Below are 20,945 nucleotides of genomic sequence, written 5' to 3'. Positions count from 1 at the left end.
GGTGCGTGGAGTCCCTCACGAGACCCCGAGTTGTCCGGAGAGGACCATGACGGCCGCGCCGCGGAGGACGACGTCCTCCGCCTGCTCGGACATCCGGAGCCTCAGATCACGGTTGAGCACCGCCATCGTCCGCTGCCGGAGGGTGTCGACGGTCGCGTCGTGGAACGGGCCGTCGAGCAGTTCGGCGGGGCCGCTGAGCACGACCTCCGTCAGATTCAGTGCGCCCACCACGGGCGCGAGCACGATGCCGAGCCGACGCCCGGCCTCGCGCAGGATCTCGTCGCGCGCGGCCTGCACGGCGGCGGGCTCGCCCGCGAGCGAGTCGAGCTGCTCGGTCAGTCGCGGAACGGCGAGCCAGGCTTCGAGGCATCCGTCCTTGCCGCACGCGCAGCGGGGGCCGCCGTCGGTGCCGACCACGACATGGCCGATCTCGCCGGCCGCGAAGCCGCCGCCGATGACCGGGCGGCCGCCGACGATGAGGCCGGCGCCGACACCGTGGCCGATCTTGATGAGCAGGAGGTCGTCGAGCGGGGTCGCGCCGTGCTCGGCGAGCACGGCGACGTTCGCGTCGTTCGCGACGTGCACGGGCAGTTCGGTGCGGGCCGCCAGCCGGGCCTGCAGCGGCAGGTCGAACCACCCGAGGTTCGGCGCCGACCGCACGACGCCGAGCGGGTCGACGACACCGGGCGATCCGACGCCGATGCCGAGCACCGGCGCGGTCGCGCGGCCGAGCAGGCGCTCGACGATCGACTCGACGAGTTCGACGGCCTGCTCGCCGGTGGCGCCGGCGCGCTCGAGCGAGACCCGCTCGAGGATGGTGCCGTCGAGGGCGGTCACGACGCCGTGGAACACCTCGTGCCCCGAGAGGTCGAGGCCGAGGATCTGGAACGCGGCGCGGTCGACGTCGATGATCGTCGCCGGCTTGCCGGGCCGGACGCCCTCGCGCGGGCCGAGCTCGACGACGAGGCCCTCGGCGATGAGCTCGGCGACGAGGTCGGAGACGGTGACCCGGGTCAGCCCGGTCTCACGTGCGACGTCGGCGCGGCTCTGGCCGCCCGCCGTGTAGAGGGTCTGCAGCACGAGCGCGCGGTTGTGGCTCCGGGCGTGCTCGGGCAGCACCTTGCTCGTGGGCCGCAGGGCGCGCGAGCGGGTGAAGATCGGCGCACCCGCGAACGGAACGGTGAGCAGGTCGGAAGCCGCCACCGAGGTGGTGTGCGTCGGCTCCGCAGTGACCGGGCCTCGCTGCGTTTCCGTTGCAGTCACGTTTGTTAGTAAACATTACGAACAAACCTCGCGCAAGTGTTCGCCCGGATTTTCTCGGCCCGTTACCGAGTTGTGACGGTCACCGGCCGGGCGTCGCTCAGGCCGCCTGACGAGCGGGGGCGGATGCCTCGGCGCGGGCCTCGCTCGCGGCATCCAGACGGCCGCCGATGGCGCGCAGCGCCGCGAGGATCGTGACGAGGTCGACCACCTCCTGCAGCAGCGCGCCCACGGTCGCCGGAATCACGCCGAAGGCCGCGACGAGCATGAGCGCGACGCTCACGACGATGCCGATCCAGATGCTCTGCAGTGCGATCCGCACGGTGTCGCGGCCGATCTCGACGGCCTTCGCCGTGCGCGAGATGTCGTCGACGAGGATCACCGCCGACGCCGACTCGCTCGCCGCCGTCGCCCCCTTCGCGCCCATCGCGATGCCGACGTCGGCGGCGGCGAGCACCGGCGCGTCGTTGACGCCGTCGCCCACCATGATGACCGGCCGGGCGGCGATCGCGGCGACCTCGCGCACCTTGTCGGCCGGCAGGCACTCGGCGTGCACGCGCGAGATGCCGAGCTCGGCGGCGATGTGGTCGGCCGTCGCCTTCGCGTCGCCCGTGAGCATCATCGTGTCGTGCACGCCGAGCTCGTCGAGGCGCTCGAGGGTCGATCGCGCATTCTCGCGCAGCCGGTCGCTCGCGAGCAGCGCACCGCCGTACCGGCCGTCGACCGCGACGTAGACGGCGAGCTCGCCGGGGTCGATCGGCGTGCGCTCGGCCTCCGGCGCGTGCGCGCGGACGAACGCGAACTTGCCGACGACGACCTCGCGTCCGCCGATCGTCGCGACGACGCCGTTCGTCGCCTCCTCGCGCGCGGCATCGGCCTCGGCGAGCGCGAGCCCGCGTTCCCGAGCCGCGTCGATCATCGACGCGGCGAGCACGTGCGACGAGTACTGCTCGGCCGACGCGACGAGCGCCAGCAGCTCGTCGTCGCCGAGTCCGCCCGCCGGGCGGACGGCGACGAGCGTCGGCTCGCCGTGCGTGAGCGTGCCCGTCTTGTCGAACACGGCCGTCTTCGCTGCAGCGAGCGACTCGAGCACGCCGCCCGCCTTCACGATGACGCCGTTGCGTGCGGCGCGGCTCATGCCGCCGATGAATGCGACCGGCGCCGCGATGAGCAGCGGGCACGGGGTCGCGAGCACGAGCACCTCGGCGAACCGCACCGGATCGCCCGACAGCCACCAGGCGACGCCCGCGAGCGCGAGCGAGAACAGCGTGAACGGCACCGCGTACCGATCGGCGAGGCGCACGACGGGGGCCCTCGACTCGGCTGCGCCGGCGACGAGCGCGACGATCTGCTGGTACTGGCTGTCGGCGGCCGTCGCCGTCGCCCTGATCTCGACCGCCGACTGGCCGTTCACCGATCCGCTCAGCACTGCGTCGCCCGCGCGCTTCTCGACCGGCACGCTCTCGCCCGTGATCGACGACTCGTCGAACGCCGCCTCGTGCGAGCGCAGCTCGCCGTCGACCGGCACGATCTCGCTCGGGCGCACGAGCAGCACGTCGCCCGCGACGACCCGGTCGACCGGCACCTCGACGAGTTCGTCGCCCTCGAGCCGGTGCGCGAGCTGCGGCGACCGGGTCAGCAGGGCGTCGAGCTCGCGCTTCGCGCGGCGGTTGGCGTAGTCCTCGAGCGCCGCTCCCCCGGTGAGCATGAGCACGACGAGCAGTGCCGCCACGTACTCGCCGACGAGCACCGTCGCGACGATGGCGGTCACGGCGAGGATGTCGAGTCCCCAGTGCCCGCGCAGGATGTCGCGGACCATCAGCACCGCCTGCCACGCGGCGACGGCGAGCGCGTACGCGCTGAACAGCCATTGCACGGCGACGCCCGCTCCGGACAGCGCGAGCACGATGCCCACGAGTCCGATCGCGAGCGTGAGCGTGACGACCCAGTACCGGCGGGCGAGCTTCACGAGGCGAGCCATGCTTCCCATCCTCCCCCGTGCGGGCCGCGAACGCGACGAAGGGGCGGATGCCCGGGAGCATCCACCCCTTCGTCCCTTCGTCGAGCGCCGCGCGGGCGGCCGGCGGGACCTACGCGCCCAGGCGCGCCTTGAGGTTCGCGTCGATCGTGTCGAGGAACTCCTCGGTCGTCTGGTACCCCTGCTCGGGGCCGACGAGGAGCGCCAGGTCCTTCGTCATCGCACCGGACTCGACGGTCTTGATGACGACGTCCTCGAGGGTCGCGGCGAACTCGATGAGCTCCTGGTTGCCGTCGAGCTTGCCGCGGTGCGCGAGGCCGCGCGTCCAGGCGTAGATCGAGGCGATCGGGTTGGTCGAGGTGGGCTTGCCCTGCTGGTGCTGGCGGTAGTGACGGGTGACGGTGCCGTGCGCCGCCTCGGCCTCGACGACCTTGCCGTCGGGCGTCGCCAGCACGCTCGTCATGAGGCCGAGCGAGCCGAAGCCCTGCGCGACCGTGTCGGACTGCACGTCGCCGTCGTAGTTCTTGCACGCCCAGACGTAGCCGCCCTCCCACTTCAGCGAGGAGGCGACCATGTCGTCGATGAGACGGTGCTCGTAGGTGAGGCCGGCGGCGTCGAACTGCTCCTTGAACTCGGTGTCGAACACCTCCTGGAAGAGGTCCTTGAAGCGGCCGTCGTACGCCTTCAGGATCGTGTTCTTCGTCGAGAGGTACACCGGGTAGTTGCGGGCGAGGCCGTAGTTGAGCGACGCGCGCGCGAAGTCCTTGATCGACTCGTCGAGGTTGTACATGCCCATCGCGACGCCCGACCCCGGCGACTGGAAGACCTCGAACTGCTGGGGCTCCGAGCCGTCCTTCGGGGTGAAGGTCATCGTGAGGGTGCCCTCGCCCTCGAAGCGGAAGTCGGTGGCGCGGTACTGGTCGCCGAACGCGTGACGGCCGACGACGATCGGCTTGTTCCAGCCGGGCACGAGGCGCGGGATGTTCGAGATGATGATCGGCTCGCGGAAGATCACGCCGCCGAGGATGTTGCGGATCGTGCCGTTGGGCGAACGCCACATCTTCTTGAGGCCGAACTCCTCGACGCGGGCCTCGTCGGGGGTGATGGTCGCGCACTTGACGCCGACGCCGTGCTTCTTGATCGCGTTGGCCGCGTCGACCGTGATCTGGTCGTCGGTCTCGTCGCGCTTCTGGATCGAGAGGTCGTAGTACTCGAGGTTCACGTCGAGGTACGGGTGGATGAGCTGGTCCTTGATGGCCTGCCAGATGATGCGGGTCATCTCGTCGCCGTCGAGCTCGACGACCGTGCCTTCAACCTTGATCTTGGACAACGTGGATCTCTCCTTGGATCTCTCGGGGAATCGAGGAAGTCTCGTAGGGCGGATACGCCGCCTGCCAGCTTACCGCGTCACGCAGATATCTCGACATCGAGACAAACCCGGATGCCTCGTGCACGCGTGACGCGACCGCTCGGGGTCCGCTCGGGGTCGGCTCGGGGTCATCCCTGCTACCCCGGTGCGCGATCGACGGGTTAGCCTTGGCGCATGGCTGAGCTGAGACTGGAAGAACTGTCCGCCTCGAACATCGTGGCGGCGAACACGTTGTCGCTGAAGCCCGGCCAGGAACAGTTCATCGCACCCGTCACCTACTCCGCAGAGGCCTCGGTCGTGAATCCGCAGACCGCGTGGCAGCGCGTCGCCCTCGACGCCGACGAGAAGGTCGTGGGCTTCATCCACGGCAACTTCGACCCCGAGAACCCGCACGAGGAGTTCCGTGCGTGCATCTGGCGCATCAACGTCGACGCCGAGGTGCAGGGCAAGGGCGTCGGCCGGTTCCTCGCGACCGCGCTCGCCGAAGAGGCGAAGCGCCGCGGCTTCGACCGCATCACGGTGCTGTGGGAGCCGGGCGAACTCGGCCCCGAGAAGTTCTTCCACCGGGTCGGCTTCGTCGACGTCGGCGAGACCCAGTACGGCGACATCATCGGGGCGCTCGAACTCTGAACGAGTTCCCCGGGCACGTCGAGGGGCCGGCCGCGGGCTTCGTGGAGGCGGTGCTCGCCGTCGTCGCCGACATCCCGCCGGGGTGCGTCGCCACCTACGGCGACGTCGCCGCGCTGCTCGGTTCGCGCGGCGCCCGCGCGGTCGGGCAGGTGATGGCCAGGTACGGGGCGGATGTCGCGTGGTGGCGCGTGATCCGCGCCGGCGGCCGCCCGCCGTCGGGCCACGCCGAGCGCGCCCGCGAGCACTACGACCGCGAGGGCACGCCGCTCATCGCGACCCGCGACGACGACGGCTACCGCGTCGACCTCGCCGCCGCGCGCTGGCGCCCCTGACGACCCACGCCGTCATCGCCGCTCCGATGCGCGTCGCCCCTGTGCGTCGGCGCCGCTCAACCGGCGGCGGGTGACGGCACCGGGATGCGGATCGTGATCGTCGTGCCGGCGCCGCGCGGGCTGTCGATCGCGAGGTCGCCGCCGACGGCGTCGACCCGGTCGGCGATGCCGAGCATGCCGCCGCCGTCGGGCGCGGCCCCGCCGACGCCGTTGTCGCGCACGACGATCTCGAGCACCCCGTCGACGAGGTGGGCGCGCACCCACGCGCGCGTCGCCTGCGCGTGCTTGGCGATGTTCGCGAGCGACTCCGCCACGGCGAAGTACGCGGTCGACTCGACGACCTCGGGCAGCCGCCCCTCGGCCTGGACGTCGATCTCGACCGGCACGGGGCAGCGCCCGGCGAGCTCGGGCACGGCGAGCGCGAGACCGCCCGACGAGAGCAGCGACGGGTGGATGCCGTGCGCGAGTTCGCGCAGCTCCTTGAGCGCATCGTTCAGCATCGCGATGTTGCCGTCGAGTTCGACGCCGAGCGGCTCCATGCCGCGGTCACGGGCCTGGTTCGCGGCGAGCCTGAGTCGCATGCCGAGCGAGACGAGGCGCTGCTGGGCGCCGTCGTGCAGGTCGCGCTCGATGCGGCGGCGCGCCTCGTCGCCCGCCTCGACGATGCGGGCTCGCGACTGCCGCACCTGATCGAGCGTGCGCTCGATCTCCGACCGGAGCCGCCCGTTGTCGACCGAGAGGCGGAGCGCGCTCGACACGCCGTCGAGCAGGCGCATGTTGTCGGTGAGCACCCGGTCGTGGCGGATGAGTGCGATCGGCATGCCGGTCGGCGAGGCGACGGGCAGCAGGCCGTGGTCTCCGTGACGGTCGGCGGGATCGTGCACGATGGGCTCGCCCGAGGCATCCGCGTACCGCCCGCGCTCCTCGTCCCACCAGTACACCCGCACGGAGGCGTCGCGCAGGGTGCGGGCGAGCGACTCGGCCCAGAGTCCGCGGTCGGCGCCCTCGCGCGTGATGCGCATGAGGTCGGCGACGCGGGCACGCATGTTGCGGGTGTGCGCGATCCCCGCGACGAAGCTCACGGGGATCGACGCGATGGCGACGAGCGAGACCGTCGCGAGCACCTGGTCGGCGGTGCCCGACGCCGCGTACGTGACGGCCTGCGCGGCGAGCGTCGTCGCCCACGCGAACAGCGCGAGGGGCATGAGGAAGGCGACGGTGCGGGCGGGCACGCTGCCGCGCACCCAGCGAACGAGCAGGCGCGCCGCGATGACGAGGGCGAGGAGCACCCCGACGAGCCGGTACCCGATGTCGATCGCGGCGTACAGGACCGGCGCTTCGCCCACCGCGTACGGGTTCGGTGCGCACGAGCAGATCTCCTCCGGCGGCTGCGCGAGCAGCACCGTGCCGAGCAGGAACACGAGCGAGGCGCCGAACGCGATGCCGGCGACCCAGCGCGCGAGGCGCCCGTCGAGGTCGCCGCGCGGGTAGAGCAGCACGAGGACGCCCGTGAGCACCCCCCACCAGAGATGCACGCCGTAGAGCAGCGGCCACAGCCAGCCGAGGCCCTCCACGACGCGGAGGAACGGCACCGGGATCCAGAACACGGGGAACAGCACCATGAGCCGGGCCGGCACCCGCGACGGCCCGATGGCCCAGGCCACGCCCGCGCACGCCGCGAACACGAGCGGCACGATCGCGTGCAGGGTCGTGTAGCCGACCTCGGGGCGTTCGGCCGCGGGGGTCGCGACGAAGCCGGCGACCTCCATGCCGAGGCTCAGCGCGACCACGATGCCGATCGTGATGCTGCGCCTGATGATCCGGCCCTTGCGGCCGGGCGCCATCACCTCGCGCCGAGGAGCGTCAGCACCGCGAGCACGCGCCGGTGGTGCTCGGGTGACTCCTCGAGGTCGAGCTTCTGCAGGATCGACCGGACGTGGGTCTCGACCGTCTTCAGTCCGAGGAAGAGCGTCTGCGCGATGCCGCCGTTCGAGTACCCCTGCGCCATGAGCTCGAGCACCGAGCGCTCGCGCTCGGTCAGGCGCGACAGCGGATCATCGGCCCGGGTGCGGTGCACCAGCTGCTCGACCACCTCGGGGTCGACGACCGATCCGCCCGAGGCGACCGTCTCGACCGCCCGCACGAGCGTCTGCGGCTCGGAGACCCGCTCCTTCAGCAGGTAGCCCGTGCCGCTGCCCGCGCCCATGACGCGGAGCGCGTACTCGGGGGTCGCGTACATCGAGAGCAGCAGGACGCCGATGGTCGATCCGCCCGCGCGCAGCTCCTCCAGCGCGAGGATGCCCTCGTCGCGGAAGCTCGGGGGCATGCGGATGTCGAGCACCGCGGCGTCGATGCCGCCCGCCCGTACCGTCTCGACGAGCTCGTCGCCCGTGCCCACCGAGGCCACGACGTCGAGGCCGCCGCCCTCGAGCACCTTGGCGATGCCCTCGCGCAGCAGCAGCGCGTCGTCGGCGATGGCCACCCGCAGCGGCCGGGATGCCTCGACCATCGCACCTCTTCTCGTTTCGCCGATCCGGACCGCAGGGAACGAACCGGTCTGAAGGCGCGGATGACCGGACCGGTCGCCCCCGCCTGACTCGACCGTAGCGCGTTCGCGCGCCGCGCCGCGCCCCCGATTCAGGGGGTACCCGGATCCGGCCGGGGCGAGGGTGTGGCAGGCTGCCCGGGCGACGTGCGCGCCGCCGGAGGATCAGGGTCAGCACCTGATCGTTTTCGTGGGCGGCCATGACGCGGCGACCGCGACCGTGCGCGACACTTCCGGCATGTCCACGATCGAGCGCCTCCGAATCTCCCCCGCCGCGGGCCGCCGCGTGGCCGGCGCCCGTCGGCGCACCTCCTCCGCGACGACCGCCACCGCCCCGATCTCCGACCGCCTGCTCGCCCTGCGGGGTGAGCTGCCGGAGGCCGGTCTCGTCGTGTCGACCCGGTCGCTGCAGGACCCGGCGGGCATCCGGGCGGCCGACGCGTTCGGCGCCGCATTCGCCGTCGACTCGCACCGCGAGATCGACCGCCTCGAGCGCGAGCGCGTGACGATCGGCCGGTGCCTGCACGCACGGCCCGCCGCCCCCGTCGCCGAGATCACGGGCGCGTACCTGCGCGGAGTCCGCCTGTTCGTCATCGGCGGCCCCGACGAGCTCGCGAACTTCCGGGAGCTTCCCGAGGTCGCGGTGCTCGTGCGGCTCTCGTTCGGCGGCGTCCGGCGTCACGACCGCGGCGTCGCCCCGCGCGCCGCCGCACGCACCGTCCGCGCCTGCCGGGCGGCGGGGATCCGGGTGGCCGGGTTCACCCTCCAGCTCGACGGAGTCGCGCATCGGCGCGGACGCAGGATCCGCAGGACCGTCGCCATCATGCGGCGGCTCGAACGCGGCGGGCTGTCCGCCTTCGACACGCTCGACCTCGACCTCGGCGGGCTCGACGCCCGCCACGAGGCATCCCGCGCGCGACTCGTCCGCGACCTGCACGCGGCGGTGCGCGGAGCCGCTCGGCGCTACCGGGTCGTCGCCCGGCGCGCGGCCTGAGCGCGTCGACGCGAACGGGAACGCCCCGCACCCGTCACCGGGTGCGGGGCGTTCCGCGAGCAGGACTGCGGCCGCTCAGACGAGCGAGTCGCGCCACGCGGCATGCAGCGCGGCGAACCGCCCCTCGCCGCCGATGAGGTCGACGGGCGCGCCGTCCTCGACGATGCGGCCGTGCTCCATGACCAGCACCCGGTCGGCGATCGCGACCGTGGAGAGGCGGTGCGCGATGATGATCGCGGTGCGGTCGGCCAGCAGCTTCGTCAGGCCCTCCTGCACGAGTCGCTCGCTCGGGATGTCGAGCGAGCTCGTCGCCTCGTCGAGGATGAGCACCGCCGGGTCGGCGAGGAACGCGCGCGCGAACGAGATGAGCTGGCGCTGCCCCGCGCTCACGCGCCCGCCGCGCTTGTTCACGTCGGTGTCGTACCCGTTCGGCAGCCCCTCGATGAACTCGTGGGCGCCGACCGCCATGGCCGCCCGCACGATCTCGTCGAACGTCGCGTCGGGCTTGCCGAGCGCGATGTTGTCGGCGACCGAGCCGGAGAACAGGTACGCCTCCTGCGTGACCATGACGATCGCCCGGCGCAGGTCCTTCGGGTGGAGCTCGGCGAGCGAGACCCCGTCGAGCGAGACGACGCCCTCGCTCGGGTCGTAGAACCGGGCGATGAGCTTCGCGAGGGTGGACTTGCCGGCGCCCGTCGAGCCGACGAGCGCGATCGTCTGGCCGGCCGGGATGTCGAGGTCGAACCGGGGCAGGATGCTGCGGCCCTCGACGTACGAGAACTCGACGCCGTCGAACTGGACCCGGCCCTCGGCGTTCCAGAGGTCGACCGGGTGGGCCGGGTCGGGAACGCTCGGCTCCTCCTCGAGGACGCCCGAGATCTTCTCGAGCGCCGATGAGGCGGACTGGTACCCGTTGTAGAACATCGCGAGGTCCTCCATCGGGTCGAAGAACCGCTTCGTGTAGAGCACCGCGGCGAGCAGCACGCCGACCTCGAGGCCGCCGTCGATGACCCGGAATCCGCCGAGCACGATCGTCACCGCGACCGCGGTGTTGCCGATGAGCGCGAGGCCCGGGTTGAAGACGACGAAGAGGCCGAGCACCTTCGCGTTGACGTCGCGGTAGTCCTCGACGAGGCCGCCGAACTCGTGCTCGTTGCGGCGCTCCTTGCGGAAGGCCTGCACCGCGCGGATGCCCGTCATCGTCTCGACGAACTGCACGATGAGCTTCGCCGACGCCACCCGGGAGCGGCGGAACAGCGACTGCGACCGCACCTGGAACCACCGGGTGAGGATGCCGAGCGGGATGAGGGCGACGAGCAGCACGAACCCCGAGGGCGCGTCGAGGATGAACAGCATGATCGCGGTGAAGACCATGTACATGAGGCCGCGCACGAGCAGCGTGAGCCCCTCGTCCATGAGCTCGCGGATGGCGTCGAGGTCGCTCGTCTGCCGCGAGATGATGCGCCCGGAGGTGTAGGTCTCGTGGAACTCGAGCGACAGCTTCTGCGTGTGCAGGAACACCCGCGTGCGCAGGTCGATGAGCACGGCCTGGGCGACGCGCGCCGACAGCCTGATGTACGCCGAGATGAGGAACGCCCCGACGAGGCCGGTCACGAGGTAGGCGACCCCGGCGAACGCCGCGGGCATCCAGTCCTGCGCCATGAGCGCTGGGATGCCCTGGTCGATGCCGTACGCGATGATCGCCGGGCCCGCGACCTGCGCCGCCGACGAGACCACGACCGCCGCCGCGGTCAGCCACAGCTTGCCCGTGAGCGGTCGCAGCAGCGACCCGAGCAGACGCCGCGATCGGACGCGGATGTGTCGCGACTCGGCCTTCGAGTACTGGTCGCGCTCTTCGCCCTGCACGCCGGTGACGCTCATGATGCGGCCTCCTCTCGTTCGAATTCGGATGCCTCGTCGGCATCGCCCCCGTCTGCCGGCCGGGACGCCGGCGAGGGGTGCGGACGCGACTCGAGGTCGCGGCGCTCCTCGTCCTCCAGGCTCGAGATGACGAAGCGGTAGTGCTCGCTCTCGCGGAGGAGCTCGGAATGGGTGCCGACGGCCGTGATGCGACCCGCCTCGAGGAGGGCCACCCGGTCGGCGAGCATGACCGTCGACGGCCGGTGCGCGACGACGAGCGCGGTCGTTTCGGCGAGCACCGCGCGGAGCTCGGCCTCGACCTTCGCCTCGGTCGCGACGTCGAGCGCCGACAGCGGGTCGTCGAGCACGAGCACCGCGGGCTTCGCCGCGACCGCCCGGGCGAGCGCGAGCCGCTGGCGCTGGCCGCCCGAGAGGCTCATGCCCTCTTCGCCGACCTTCGTGTCGACGCCGTCGGGGAGGTCGTACGCGAAGCCGGCCTGGGCGATGCGCAGGGCCTCGTCGAGCACCCGCTCCGCCTCGGCGCGCACGTCGGGGTCGTCGCCGGCGAGCTCGGGCCGGCCGAGCAGCACGTTCTCGCGCACCGACGCGCTGAACAGCGTCGCGTCCTCGAACGCCATCGCGATGTGCCTGCGCAGCTCTTCTCTCGTGAAGGCGCGCACATCCACGCCGTCGAGGGTCACCGAGCCGCCGGTGACGTCGTAGAGACGCGTCGTGAGCGCCGTCATCGTCGTCTTGCCGCAGCCGGTGAGGCCGACGAGCGCCATCGTCTCCCCCGGTTCGACGACGAGGTCGACGCCGTCGAGCAGGTCGCCGAACCGCTCGGGCGAGTCCTGGTAGCGGAAGTGCACGCCCGTGAACGCGAGCTCGCCGCGCGGGCGGTCGACGTGCTGCGGGTCGGCCGGATCGACGATCGTGTTCTCGCTGTCGATGATGTCGAAGAACCGGTCGGTCGCCGTGCGCGCGTCGAGCGCGAACGCGAGCATGAAGCCGATCGACTCGATCGGCCACGCGAGCACCGTCGCGGTCGCGAAGAATGCGACGAGCTCGCCGACCGAGAGCTGCCCGTTCGCGGAGAGCCAGATGCCGACGACGAGGCAGAGCGCGAGCGCCACGGTCGGCACGACCATGATCCACACCCAGATGTTCGCGTCGAGGCGCGCCTTCTCGATCTCGGTCGACCGCAGCGACTCTGCCTGGGCGCGGAAGCTCGACAGCGCGAACTTGCCGCGGCCGAACGCCTTGAGCACGCGGATGCCGTGCACCGACTCCTCGACCGCGGTCGCGAGGTCGCCCTGCTGGTCCTGGCTGAGGCGCGACTTCTCCGAATAGCGACCCTCGAACCGCCAGCCGGCCCACCAGAGCGGCAGCGAGCAGACGAGGAAGATGAGTCCCAGCATCCAGTTCATCGACATGAGGATGCCGACGCCGACCACGATGATGACGAGGTTCGCTCCCGTGAGCACGAGGCCGAAACTCAGCCATCGGCGGATGAGGCCGAGATCGCTCACCGCGCGCGAGAGCAGCTGGCCGCTCGGCCAGCGGTCGTGGAAGCTCACCGGCAGGTCCTGCAGCTTCGCGTAGAGCGCGTTGCGCATGCGCGCCTCGACCTTCGTGCCCGGGCCGACGACGAGCCAGCGGCGCAGTGCGTAGAGCAGTGACTCGGCCGCACCGAGCGCGAACACGAGCAGCGCGAGCGGCACGATCGCCGAGGCGTCGCCGTCGGCGAGCGGGCCGTCGACGATCTGCTCGAAGACCTGCGGGATGGTGAGGGCGATGAGCTGCGCGACGAGCGCCGCCGCCATGCTGGCCATGAACGCGGGCATCGCGGGCCCGGCGAACTCGCGCAGGCGCCAGAGCGCGCGCACCGCGCCGAGTCGCTCGGGTGTGGGCTGTTCGGACAAGGACGGGTCCTCTCGAGAGGGGGTGGCCGCGGGCTCGGTCGACGAGCCTCTGCGGCGGAAGGATGGAAGGTCGCGACGCACTCGGCGTCGATGCGCGGACGGAGCCGCGGAGCGCGGCAGGCGGAGCCTGCGGGGCGTGCGGGCGGCGCTACCCGGCGAACTCGGCGGGTGCGGGCACGGCCCCGACGAGCGAGGATCGGGTGCGGGCAGCACCACCGGCCGCGGGGCGGGCGTGGATGTCTGTCTGCATGATGTCCTCCTGCGTCGTCGTCTTCGAAACCTTCGTGGCCGCGCAGTAGGGCGGCGTCGGCCAGCCTTACAGACTAGGACCATTTCGCTGTGGCGTGCAAGACCGTCCTCGGGAGTAGGCTGTGCGGATTCGTCGTCACGCGGGCTCGCGTGCAACCGCTCTCCCCTTCGGTGGCGCGCCCGGCCCTGCACCGCCCGCGTGCCCGGACCCGATTCGATGAGGAGCGCGCGTGGGAGCAGCACGTACGGCATTCGCTCGCGCGAACGCCCGGATCGGCGTGCTGGCCGGCATCGCAGCCGTGGTGCTCCTGCTCTCGGGGCTCGGCAGCGCCGTCATCGAGTCGCTCGCAGGATCGGCCGCGAGCGGCCTGCGAGACGGCGTCGCCGCCGCCGCGGGCTCGAGCGGCGCGACGCGCTGGCAGATCCGCCTCGCGAGCGACGCCGAGGCGCAGTCCGACGAGGCGGCCGCGGTGCTCGACCGCATGATCGTGCCGCACGGCGCCGCCTGGGAACGCAGCGTGCAGACGATGCCGGTCGCGGCGACCGCGGGCGACGCGACGTTCGGCGCCGTGCTGACCGCGGACCCGGCCGTGCCCGTGCGCGCCGAGCTCGTCGAGGGCGACTGGCCGGCCGACGCCGCGAAGTCGGGCGACGCGGTGCCGACGGCCGTGAACGCCGCCGCCGCCGAGGCGCTCGGGCTCGAGACCGGCTCGACGGTCGCGCTCGACGGCGGGATCGAGCTCGAGGTCGTCGGCCTCTGGCAGCCCGAGGACGTCCTCGATCCGAGGTGGTTCGGCGAACCCATCGTCTCGACCGGCTCGGCCGCCGGCGGCTCCGGACCGTTCCTCGTCGACGAGCCGGCGACGGTCGGCGTGCCCGCCGCGGCGATCGTGCGGTGGACGGCCACGGCCGACCCGGCGATCGCGGTCGACGAGGCCGCCGCGCTGCGGGCGGTGCTGCCCGACGTCGAGCCCGCCCTCCGCGACCAGCCCGACATGGGCGCGAGCGGGCTCAGCGCCTCCGGCGGGCTCGGCGGCACGCTCACGCGACTGCTCGCGGGCATCGGTGCGGTCCGCGCACTGGCGCCGGTGCCGGTGCTGCTCCTCGCCATCACGGGCTTCGCCACGCTGTGGCGGCTCGCGGCGCTGCTCGGGGCCGCACGCCGGTCGGAGACGGTGCTGTTGCGGGCGCGAGGCGCTTCGGCGACCCGGCTCGCCCGCGACACCGCGCTCGAGGTGCTCGCCGTCGGCGTGCCCGCGGCGGCGATCGGCGGTGCGGCCGCCGCACTGGTCGTCGGGCTCGTGCGCCCCGGCGACGCCCGAGAACCCGCGATCACCTGGCTCGTCGCCGCGATCGCGGTCGCGGCGGCCGTCGTGCTCGTCGCCGGCCGGGCGTTCGTCGACGCGGCCCGCCCGGTCCACCGCGGCGCCGGCGACGAAGTCGGGCGCGCACCGCGCACGGCGATCGCGGGCGGCGTGCTGCTCGTCGTCGTGGTCGCGGCGCTCTCGCTGTGGCAGTTCAGCCTCTACGGGTCGCCGCTCGTCACGAGCGCGTCGGGCTCCGTCGACGTCGACCCGCTCGCCGTGCTCGCACCCGTGCTCGTGCTGTTCGCACTCGCGCTCGTCGCACTCGGTCTCTCCCGCCCGATCGGCACCGTCCTCGAGCGCGTCGCCGCGGCAGCGCCCGCCCTCGTGCCCGCCCTGCCGATGCGACAGCTCGCGCGGCGCAGCTCGCTGTTCGCGTCGGCGTCGCTCGTCGCGATGCTCGCGATCGGGGGGCTCACGCTCGCGGCCGCCTTCGCCGGGGCCTGGCAGTCGGTCGACGCGAAGGCCGCGGCGCTCGCGAACGGCGCCGAGGTGCGGGTCGCGCTTCCCGGCCGCGACACGGTGCAGGCGCCCGACCCGCTCGCCTTCGCCGATCCCTTCGGCGAGCTGCCCGGCGTCACCGTCGACGCACCCGTGTTCCGCGGCGAGGTGCGCCTCGGGTCCGATCCGGCGACGCTCGTGGCAGCACCGGCCACCGGCCTCGACGGCGCCGCCCCGGGGACCGGGCTCGCCGCCGCATCGGCAGCGCTCGCCGAATCGGCGGCCGGTGCAGGCGTCCCCCTTCCCGAGGGTGCGGCGACGCTCGAGGTCGAGGTCGGCGTCCGCGCCCCGGCCGGAACGCCCGGCGAGGTCGCGGTGAACGTCTGGCTTCTCTCCGAGGGAGGAGCCGCCTCGCCCGTCCAAGCCGGCGAGGTCGCCATCACCGACGGCGGCGGCACGGTCGAGATCGAACTGCCGGATGCCGCGGGCATCCGCCTGCTCGGCCTGCAGGCCGCGCTCGTCGACGCCCCCGGCGCGCGCGAGGTGCGGGTCTCGTTCGATGGCCTCGGCCTCGACGGCGAGGCGCCCTCGACCGCGCTCGCGGGCGCCTTCGACGCCGTCGAGCTGTCGGCGACGACGCCCACCGCTCGGGCCGCACTGCCGGGCGATCGCGGGCGGCTGCCCGTCGTCATCGGCGCGGCGCTCGCCGCTCGCGTGAACGCCGAGGTCGGCGACCCGTTCGACTTCCGCACGATCGCGGGCGGGGTCGAGGTCGAGGCGGTCGTCGCGGGCGTCGTGCCCGCCGTGCCGACCGCGGGATCGACCTCGTTGCTCGCCGACCTCGGCGCCCTCGAACGCGTCGCCTTCGACGCAGGCAGCGGAGTTCCGCAGTTCGGGGAGCGCTGGCTCGCGGCATCCGACCCCGGCCGGACGGCCGAGCAGATCGGACGCGACCAGAGCGTCGCGAGCGTCGCCACGACCCGCGGCGACGTCTCGTCGGCGGCCCTCATCGGCCCCGCGGTCGCCGCGCTCTGGACGGGGGCCGCCGGCGCCCTGCTCTTCGCCCTCATCGCGCTCGTCGCCCTCACGAGCGCCCTGTCGACCAGTCGGTTCGGTGAGGTCGTCGTGCTGCGCGTGCTCGGCGTCGCGCCGCGCGTGCAGGCGCGAGCCAGGTTCTCGGAGCTCGCCGCGACCGTCGGCGGCGCGATCGTCGTCGGCGCGGTCGTCGGTGCCGTGACCGCCTGGTTCACGGCACGCGAGCTCGCGAGGGCGACGATCGCCGATGCACCGTCGTCGTTGCATGCGCCGTTCGCCCTCGACTGGTGGCCCTGGCTCGCCGGCACGGTCGGATTCATGCTGCTCGCGGCGCTCGCCGCCGGCCTCGCCGCGCGCGGAGTCCGGCGGACGGCGTCGCAGCCCGGGCTTCGCGAGGAGGAGCGATGAGCGCGCGCCATCATTCGCGACTGACGCCGGCCGGGCTGCTGCGCCGGCAGTTCTTCGCGGCACCGGTCGCCTCGATCATGCTCGTGCTGCTCGTCGCCGGCGGCGCGTTCCTCGCGACGGCCGTGCCCCGTGCCGTCGCGGCGCAGCACACGGCGGCGCTCGACGAGCACCTGGCCGAGTTCCCGGCGCGCGAGCTCGACGTGTCGTCGCCGAACCGGGCGACGCTGCCCGACCTCGGCCCGTCGTCTGGCGGCACCACGCTGCCCGACGACATCGACGCGGTGTGGGGCGGGCAGGAGGAGGCGCTGCTCGGCATCCGCGAGCAGATGCCCGCGGAGCTGCACCGCGTGACCGACGACCCGCTCGCGACCGTCGTCGCCGGGCCGAACCGCGCCCTGCCCGACGGCGCCGGGCCGGGGTCGACCGACTACGAGCTGTACCTCGGCTTCGACCCGCGGATCGCCGAGCACGTCGAGCTCACGAGCGGCGAGTGGCCGACGGTGCTCGGGCCTTCCGCCACCGCGGAACCGCTCGAGTTCGTGGCCACCGAGTCGTTCGCACATGAGATGGACTGGGCGATCGGCGAGGTGCGCTCGATCCCGGTCGGCACCGACGAGCAGCCGGTCGAGCTCGTCGGCACGTTCGACGCGATCGACCCCGACGACGGATTCTGGACCCACCTGCCCGTGCCGCTCGAGCCCTCGGTCGCCTTCACCCCCGACGGCACCCTCCGCATCACGGGCCTCGGCCTCACGCACCCGAACTCGTGGCAGGCGCTCGAGCAGGCCCAGTTGCCGTCGACGCTCGAGCTCTGGTACCCGGTCGCGACCGACCGCATCCGCGCCGACCGATCGGCGGAACTCCGCACCGACCTCGACGAGTTCATGAGCGTCGCCTACCCGGTCGGGCCGGGCGACTTCCAGTACTACTTCTCGACCGTCGGCGTCGTCGGATTCTCGAGCGGCCTCGGCGACGCCCTCGCCGACGCGGCGATCGCCGCCGGCGCGAGCGACGCGGTGCTCGCGACCGTCGCCTCGGGGCCGATCGGCGTCATGGTCGCGGTGCTCGTGCTCGGCGCGCGGGTCGTGTTCGAGCGTCGACGCACCGGCCTCGAGCTCGCCGCCGCGCGCGGCGCGTCGAACGGGCAGCTCCAGGGCATCCTCGCCATCGAGGGCGTCATGATCGGCGTGCCGGCCGCCGTGGCGGGCGCCGTCGCGGGCACCCTCGCCGTCCCGGCCGAGGGCGGGACGTTCGGATGGTTCGTCGCCGCGCTGTTCGCCGTGACCCCGACGGCGCTGCTCATCGCGTCGGCTCCCTCCCTGAGCCCGCTGCGACGCGCCCGTGCCGACTTCGCTCCGCGCGGCGGCGGGCGGCTCCGCTGGATCCTCGAGGCCCTCGTCGCCGTCATCGCCGTAGCGGCGGTCGTCCTGCTCCTGCGCCGGGGCCTCGCAACGCAGTCCGCCGAGATCGGCGTCGACCCCCTGCTCGCCGCCGTGCCGCTGCTGCTCGCCGTGCTCGCGTGCCTCATCGTGCTGCGCCTCTACCCCTATCCGCTCGCTGCGATCGTGCGGGCGGCCGCGAAAGCCCGGGGTCTCGTCGCGTTCCTCGGCTCGGCGCGCGCGCTCCGCGACCCGTCGGCGGGCGTCGTACCCGTGCTGACCGTCGTGGTCGGCGTCTCGATCGCGATGTTCTCGGCCGTCCTCCTCGGCACGGTGCAGACCGGGGTCGACCGCGCCGCGGACGCGAGGGTCGGTGCCGACGCGGCGATCGTGGGCGGTCCGTTCACGCTCGAGCAGCAGGCGGCGTTCGCAGAGGTGCCGGGCGTCGAGGCCACTGCACCCGTCTATTCGACCTCGTCGATCCAGGTCGGCATCGACGGGCGGCTCCGGTCGACGACGCTCATCGTCGTCGACTCCGATGAGATGCGCGAGGTGCAGGCCGGCCGCACGGGTGCGACCCCGCTGCCCGAGAGGCTGGCGAAGACCGGCGGCGAGGCCGTTCCCGTCGTCGTCTCGCAGGTCATCGCCGATTCGATCGAGGGCGCCGACGACGTCGAGCTCGACCGCAAGCCGTGGGAGGTGCTCGAGGTCGTCGACGGACGCACCGCCTACTGGCCGCGGACGAGCTGGGTGCTCATGGACAAGGCGAACGCCGACGGCTTCGCGAGCACGTTCGTCCCCGAGCGCGTGCTCGTTCGCTTCGAACCCGGCGCCGACACCGCGGAGGTGACGGCCGGGCTCGCCGAGATCGCGGGCGCCGATTCGACCGTCACGACGCCCGGCATGGTGCGTTCGGAGCTCGGTGCCACGGCCACGACGCAGGGACTCGTCGTGTCGCTGGTCGGTGCGATCGTGCTCTCGTCGCTGCTCACCGCCCTCGCGATCGTGCTCACCCTCGTCGTCGGACGGCCCGCGCGGGAGCGACTGCTGCCGCTCGTCGCGACGCTGGGCCTGCGTCGCCGCGGGGAGCGGGCGCTCGTGGCCTGGGAGATCGGGCCGGTCGTCACCGCGGCACTCGTCGCGGGCGCCGCCCTGGGAGCGGCGCTGCCGTTCATCGTGCTCCAGGGCATCGACCTCAGACCGTTCACGGGCGAAGACCAGCAGCCCGTCGTCGTGTTCGACCCGTGGCTGGTCAGCGCCGTGCTCGTGGGCGCGGTGATCGTCACGGGCGTCGCCGTGCTGCTCGCCGCTCGCATGGGCGGCGAGCAGAGCGCGGCCCGCGCGATGCGCAAGGAAGAGGAGGGCTGAACCATGGCCGAGACATCCGGCGTCGAGAGCGGGGTCGCCGATCGCGCCCCGGCCGGCGCGACGACCCCGCGCGCCGCGTCACCGGGCGAGCCGCACATCCTGTGCGCCGACCTCGTGCGCATCTTCACCGCGGACGGCGTCGAGGTGCAGGCCCTGCAGGGGCTCAACCTGCGGGTCGACGCCGGCGAGATGGTCGCCGTCGTCGGCGCCTCGGGATCAGGCAAGTCGACCCTGCTGACGATCCTCTCCGGCCTCGACACCGCCACGGCCGGTGTCGCCCGGGTCGCGGGGCACGACCTGCTCACGATGGGCTCGCGCGAGCGCGTCGCGTACCGCCGCCGCACCGTCGGCTTCGTCTGGCAGCAGACCTCGCGCAACCTCCTCCCCTACCTCACCGCGGCCGAGAACGTCGCACTCGCGATGAACGTCGCCCGCACGCGCCGAGGTGCCGCGCGGGCGCGCCGCGTCGACGAGCTGCTCGAGCTGCTCGAGGTCGGCGCCGAGCGCGACCGGCGGCCCGGCGAACTCTCCGGCGGACAGCAGCAGCGCGTCGCGATCGCCGTGGCCCTCGCGAACGACCCGCTCGTGCTCCTGGCCGATGAACCGACCGGCGAACTCGACGAGGGCATGTCGTCGGCCGTGCTCGAGGCCATGCGCGGGGTCAACGACGAGCTCGGCGTCACGACGCTCATCGTCACCCACGACCCCGCCGTGTCAGGCCACGTCCGCCGCACCGTGCAGATCCGCGACGGCCGCACCTCGACCGAGGTGCTGCGTTCGACCCGCGTCGACGAGCACGGCGAGGAGCAGCACGTGGCCGAGGAGTTCGCGGTGCTCGACCGCGTCGGCCGCCTGCAGCTGCCGCACGACTTCATGCAGAGCCTCGAACTGCGCGACCGCGTCAGGCTCGCCCTCGAGAGCGATCACGTGGGCGTCTGGCCGGGGCACGAGCGACCGGCGGATGCCGCGGCGCCGAGCCCGAACGATGCGGATCCGCCCGCGACGGGGGGCGAGGAGACGACGGCTCCGCCACGCCACGGGCGGCACACCGCCGACGACGGCGCGAGCGCCGAGACATCCGAGGAGGAACGATGACCACCCTGCGCGCCGAATCGGTCAGCCGCATCTTCGAAGGCCGGGGCGGTGGCGTGCACGCCGTCGACGGCGTCTCGCTCGAGGTCGCGCCGGGCGAACTCGTGGTCGTCACGGGCCGTTCGGGCGCCGGCAAGACGACGCTGCTCAACCTGCTCGGCGGGCTCGACCGGCCGACCTCGGGCCGCGTGCTGCTCGGCGACGACGACCTGTCGAAGCTCGGCGAAGACGGGCTCGCCGCGGTGCGCCGCGATCGCGTCGGCTACGTGTTCCAGTCGTTCGGGCTCATCCCCGTGCTGTCGGCGGCCGAGAACGTCGAGGTGCCGTTGCGCCTGCAGCGCACCGATCCCGCCGACCGCGCCCGCCGCGTCGCCGAGGCCCTCGACCTCGTCGGGCTCGGAGCGCACGCCGCGCAGCGTCCGTACGAGCTCTCGGGCGGGCAGCAGCAGCGCGTCGGCATCGCCCGCGCGCTCGCCGCGCGCCCGCAGGTGCTCCTCGCCGACGAGCCGACGGGCCAGCTCGACAGCGGCACGGCGGCGACCGTGATGGACCTGATCGGCGAGCTCGTGCACGCACGGGGCGTCGCCGCCGTCGTCACCACCCACGACGCGGCGCTCGTGCGCCGGGCCGATCGAGTGATCGAACTGCACGACGGGCGGACGCGCGAGCCCGAGACGGCGACCGCAGCCGGATGACCCCGCGCCCGACGCCGCAGCGGT

14 protein-coding genes are annotated in these 20,945 nt (G+C 73.2%); 7 read left to right on the top strand and 7 right to left on the bottom strand.

The annotated features are described in order from the left end of the window. Positions 1-15: 15 nt before the first annotated feature. The 3 genes from LR269_RS07835 to LR269_RS07825 all read right to left on the bottom strand — a co-directional run bounded on the left by LR269_RS07835 (position 16) and on the right by LR269_RS07825 (position 4,568). Complete coding sequence (locus LR269_RS07835; protein ID WP_374201162.1) at positions 16-1,188, bottom strand: ROK family protein; 1,173 nt, start codon at positions 1,186-1,188, stop codon at positions 16-18. Positions 1,189-1,360: 172 nt separating this feature from the next. After that, positions 1,361-3,241 (bottom strand): heavy metal translocating P-type ATPase, encoded by a 1,881-nt coding sequence (locus LR269_RS07830; protein ID WP_231430180.1) that lies wholly within the window; start codon positions 3,239-3,241, stop codon positions 1,361-1,363. 109 nt (positions 3,242-3,350) lie between these two features. Further along, complete coding sequence (locus LR269_RS07825; protein ID WP_231430179.1) at positions 3,351-4,568, bottom strand: NADP-dependent isocitrate dehydrogenase; 1,218 nt, start codon at positions 4,566-4,568, stop codon at positions 3,351-3,353. Positions 4,569-4,781: 213 nt separating this feature from the next. On the opposite strand from LR269_RS07825, the gene LR269_RS07820 reads away from it, so the two are divergent. Together LR269_RS07820 and LR269_RS07815 are read left to right on the top strand one after the other, a co-directional pair. After that, on the top strand, positions 4,782-5,237 hold the full coding sequence (locus tag LR269_RS07820) for a GNAT family N-acetyltransferase (RefSeq protein ID WP_231430178.1): 456 nt from the start codon (positions 4,782-4,784) through the stop codon (positions 5,235-5,237). A gap of 41 nt (positions 5,238-5,278) precedes the next feature. After that, the gene (locus tag LR269_RS07815) at positions 5,279-5,569 is read left to right on the top strand and encodes an MGMT family protein (RefSeq protein WP_231430177.1); all 291 of its coding nucleotides are present in this window, start codon (positions 5,279-5,281) and stop codon (positions 5,567-5,569) included. 56 nt (positions 5,570-5,625) lie between these two features. Here LR269_RS07815 and LR269_RS07810 read toward each other — a convergent pair whose 3' ends face one another. Then, positions 5,626-7,413: a sensor histidine kinase gene (locus LR269_RS07810; protein WP_231430176.1), complete on the bottom strand. Its 1,788-nt coding sequence runs from the start codon at positions 7,411-7,413 to the stop codon at positions 5,626-5,628. Further along, positions 7,413-8,078 (bottom strand): response regulator transcription factor, encoded by a 666-nt coding sequence (locus LR269_RS07805; protein WP_231430175.1) that lies wholly within the window; start codon positions 8,076-8,078, stop codon positions 7,413-7,415. The genes LR269_RS07810 and LR269_RS07805 overlap by 1 nt, the downstream gene beginning before the upstream one ends. Positions 8,079-8,352: 274 nt before the next feature. On the opposite strand from LR269_RS07805, the gene LR269_RS07800 reads away from it, so the two are divergent. Then, a complete protein-coding gene (locus tag LR269_RS07800; RefSeq protein WP_231430174.1) occupies positions 8,353-9,108 on the top strand; it encodes a hypothetical protein in 756 nt (251 codons plus the stop codon). 75 nt (positions 9,109-9,183) lie between these two features. On the opposite strand, the gene LR269_RS07795 is transcribed toward LR269_RS07800, so the two are convergent. Both LR269_RS07795 and LR269_RS07790 read right to left on the bottom strand, forming a co-directional pair. Then, positions 9,184-10,989: an ABC transporter ATP-binding protein gene (locus LR269_RS07795; protein WP_231430173.1), complete on the bottom strand. Its 1,806-nt coding sequence runs from the start codon at positions 10,987-10,989 to the stop codon at positions 9,184-9,186. Then, the gene (locus LR269_RS07790; protein WP_231432280.1) at positions 10,986-12,812 is read right to left on the bottom strand and encodes an ABC transporter ATP-binding protein; all 1,827 of its coding nucleotides are present in this window, start codon (positions 12,810-12,812) and stop codon (positions 10,986-10,988) included. The genes LR269_RS07795 and LR269_RS07790 overlap by 4 nt, the downstream gene beginning before the upstream one ends. A 557-nt stretch (positions 12,813-13,369) precedes the next feature. Here LR269_RS07790 and LR269_RS07785 point away from each other — a divergent pair. From LR269_RS07785 to LR269_RS07770, 4 genes are read left to right on the top strand one after another with little or no spacing between them, the layout of a single operon-like run. After that, the gene (locus LR269_RS07785) at positions 13,370-16,387 is read left to right on the top strand and encodes an FtsX-like permease family protein (RefSeq protein WP_231430172.1); all 3,018 of its coding nucleotides are present in this window, start codon (positions 13,370-13,372) and stop codon (positions 16,385-16,387) included. Beyond that, a complete protein-coding gene (locus tag LR269_RS07780; protein WP_231430171.1) occupies positions 16,384-19,134 on the top strand; it encodes an FtsX-like permease family protein in 2,751 nt (916 codons plus the stop codon). Before LR269_RS07785 ends, LR269_RS07780 begins: the two co-directional genes overlap by 4 nt. Before the next feature lie 3 nt (positions 19,135-19,137). Further along, a complete protein-coding gene (locus LR269_RS07775) occupies positions 19,138-20,229 on the top strand; it encodes an ABC transporter ATP-binding protein (protein ID WP_231430170.1) in 1,092 nt (363 codons plus the stop codon). Further along, positions 20,226-20,921, top strand: a complete 696-nt coding sequence (locus tag LR269_RS07770) for an ABC transporter ATP-binding protein (RefSeq protein WP_231430169.1) — start codon at positions 20,226-20,228, stop codon at positions 20,919-20,921. The genes LR269_RS07775 and LR269_RS07770 overlap by 4 nt, the downstream gene beginning before the upstream one ends. The last annotated feature ends 24 nt before the right edge of the window (positions 20,922-20,945 follow it).

The organism is Agromyces sp. S2-1-8 (assembly GCF_021129215.1).
In the GTDB taxonomy this organism is placed as follows: Bacteria; Actinomycetota; Actinomycetes; order Actinomycetales; family Microbacteriaceae; genus Agromyces; species Agromyces chromiiresistens.
This window is presented reverse-complemented; position numbering and strand designations above follow the sequence as displayed.

Excerpts from the sequence above, each read along its gene's own strand:
- LR269_RS07770 (WP_231430169.1), top strand. The coding sequence starts at position 20,226 with ATGACCACCCTGCGCGCCGAATCGGTCAGCCGCATCTTCGAAGGCCGG.
- LR269_RS07805 (WP_231430175.1), bottom strand. The coding sequence starts at position 8,078 with ATGGTCGAGGCATCCCGGCCGCTGCGGGTGGCCATCGCCGACGACGCG.
- LR269_RS07800 (WP_231430174.1), top strand. The coding sequence starts at position 8,353 with ATGTCCACGATCGAGCGCCTCCGAATCTCCCCCGCCGCGGGCCGCCGC.
- LR269_RS07795 (WP_231430173.1), bottom strand. The coding sequence starts at position 10,989 with ATGAGCGTCACCGGCGTGCAGGGCGAAGAGCGCGACCAGTACTCGAAG.
- LR269_RS07820 (WP_231430178.1), top strand. The coding sequence starts at position 4,782 with ATGGCTGAGCTGAGACTGGAAGAACTGTCCGCCTCGAACATCGTGGCG.
- LR269_RS07780 (WP_231430171.1), top strand. The coding sequence starts at position 16,384 with ATGAGCGCGCGCCATCATTCGCGACTGACGCCGGCCGGGCTGCTGCGC.
- LR269_RS07790 (WP_231432280.1), bottom strand. The coding sequence starts at position 12,812 with ATGCCCGCGTTCATGGCCAGCATGGCGGCGGCGCTCGTCGCGCAGCTC.
- LR269_RS07830 (WP_231430180.1), bottom strand. The coding sequence starts at position 3,241 with ATGGCTCGCCTCGTGAAGCTCGCCCGCCGGTACTGGGTCGTCACGCTC.
- LR269_RS07810 (WP_231430176.1), bottom strand. The coding sequence starts at position 7,413 with ATGGCGCCCGGCCGCAAGGGCCGGATCATCAGGCGCAGCATCACGATC.
- LR269_RS07775 (WP_231430170.1), top strand. The coding sequence starts at position 19,138 with ATGGCCGAGACATCCGGCGTCGAGAGCGGGGTCGCCGATCGCGCCCCG.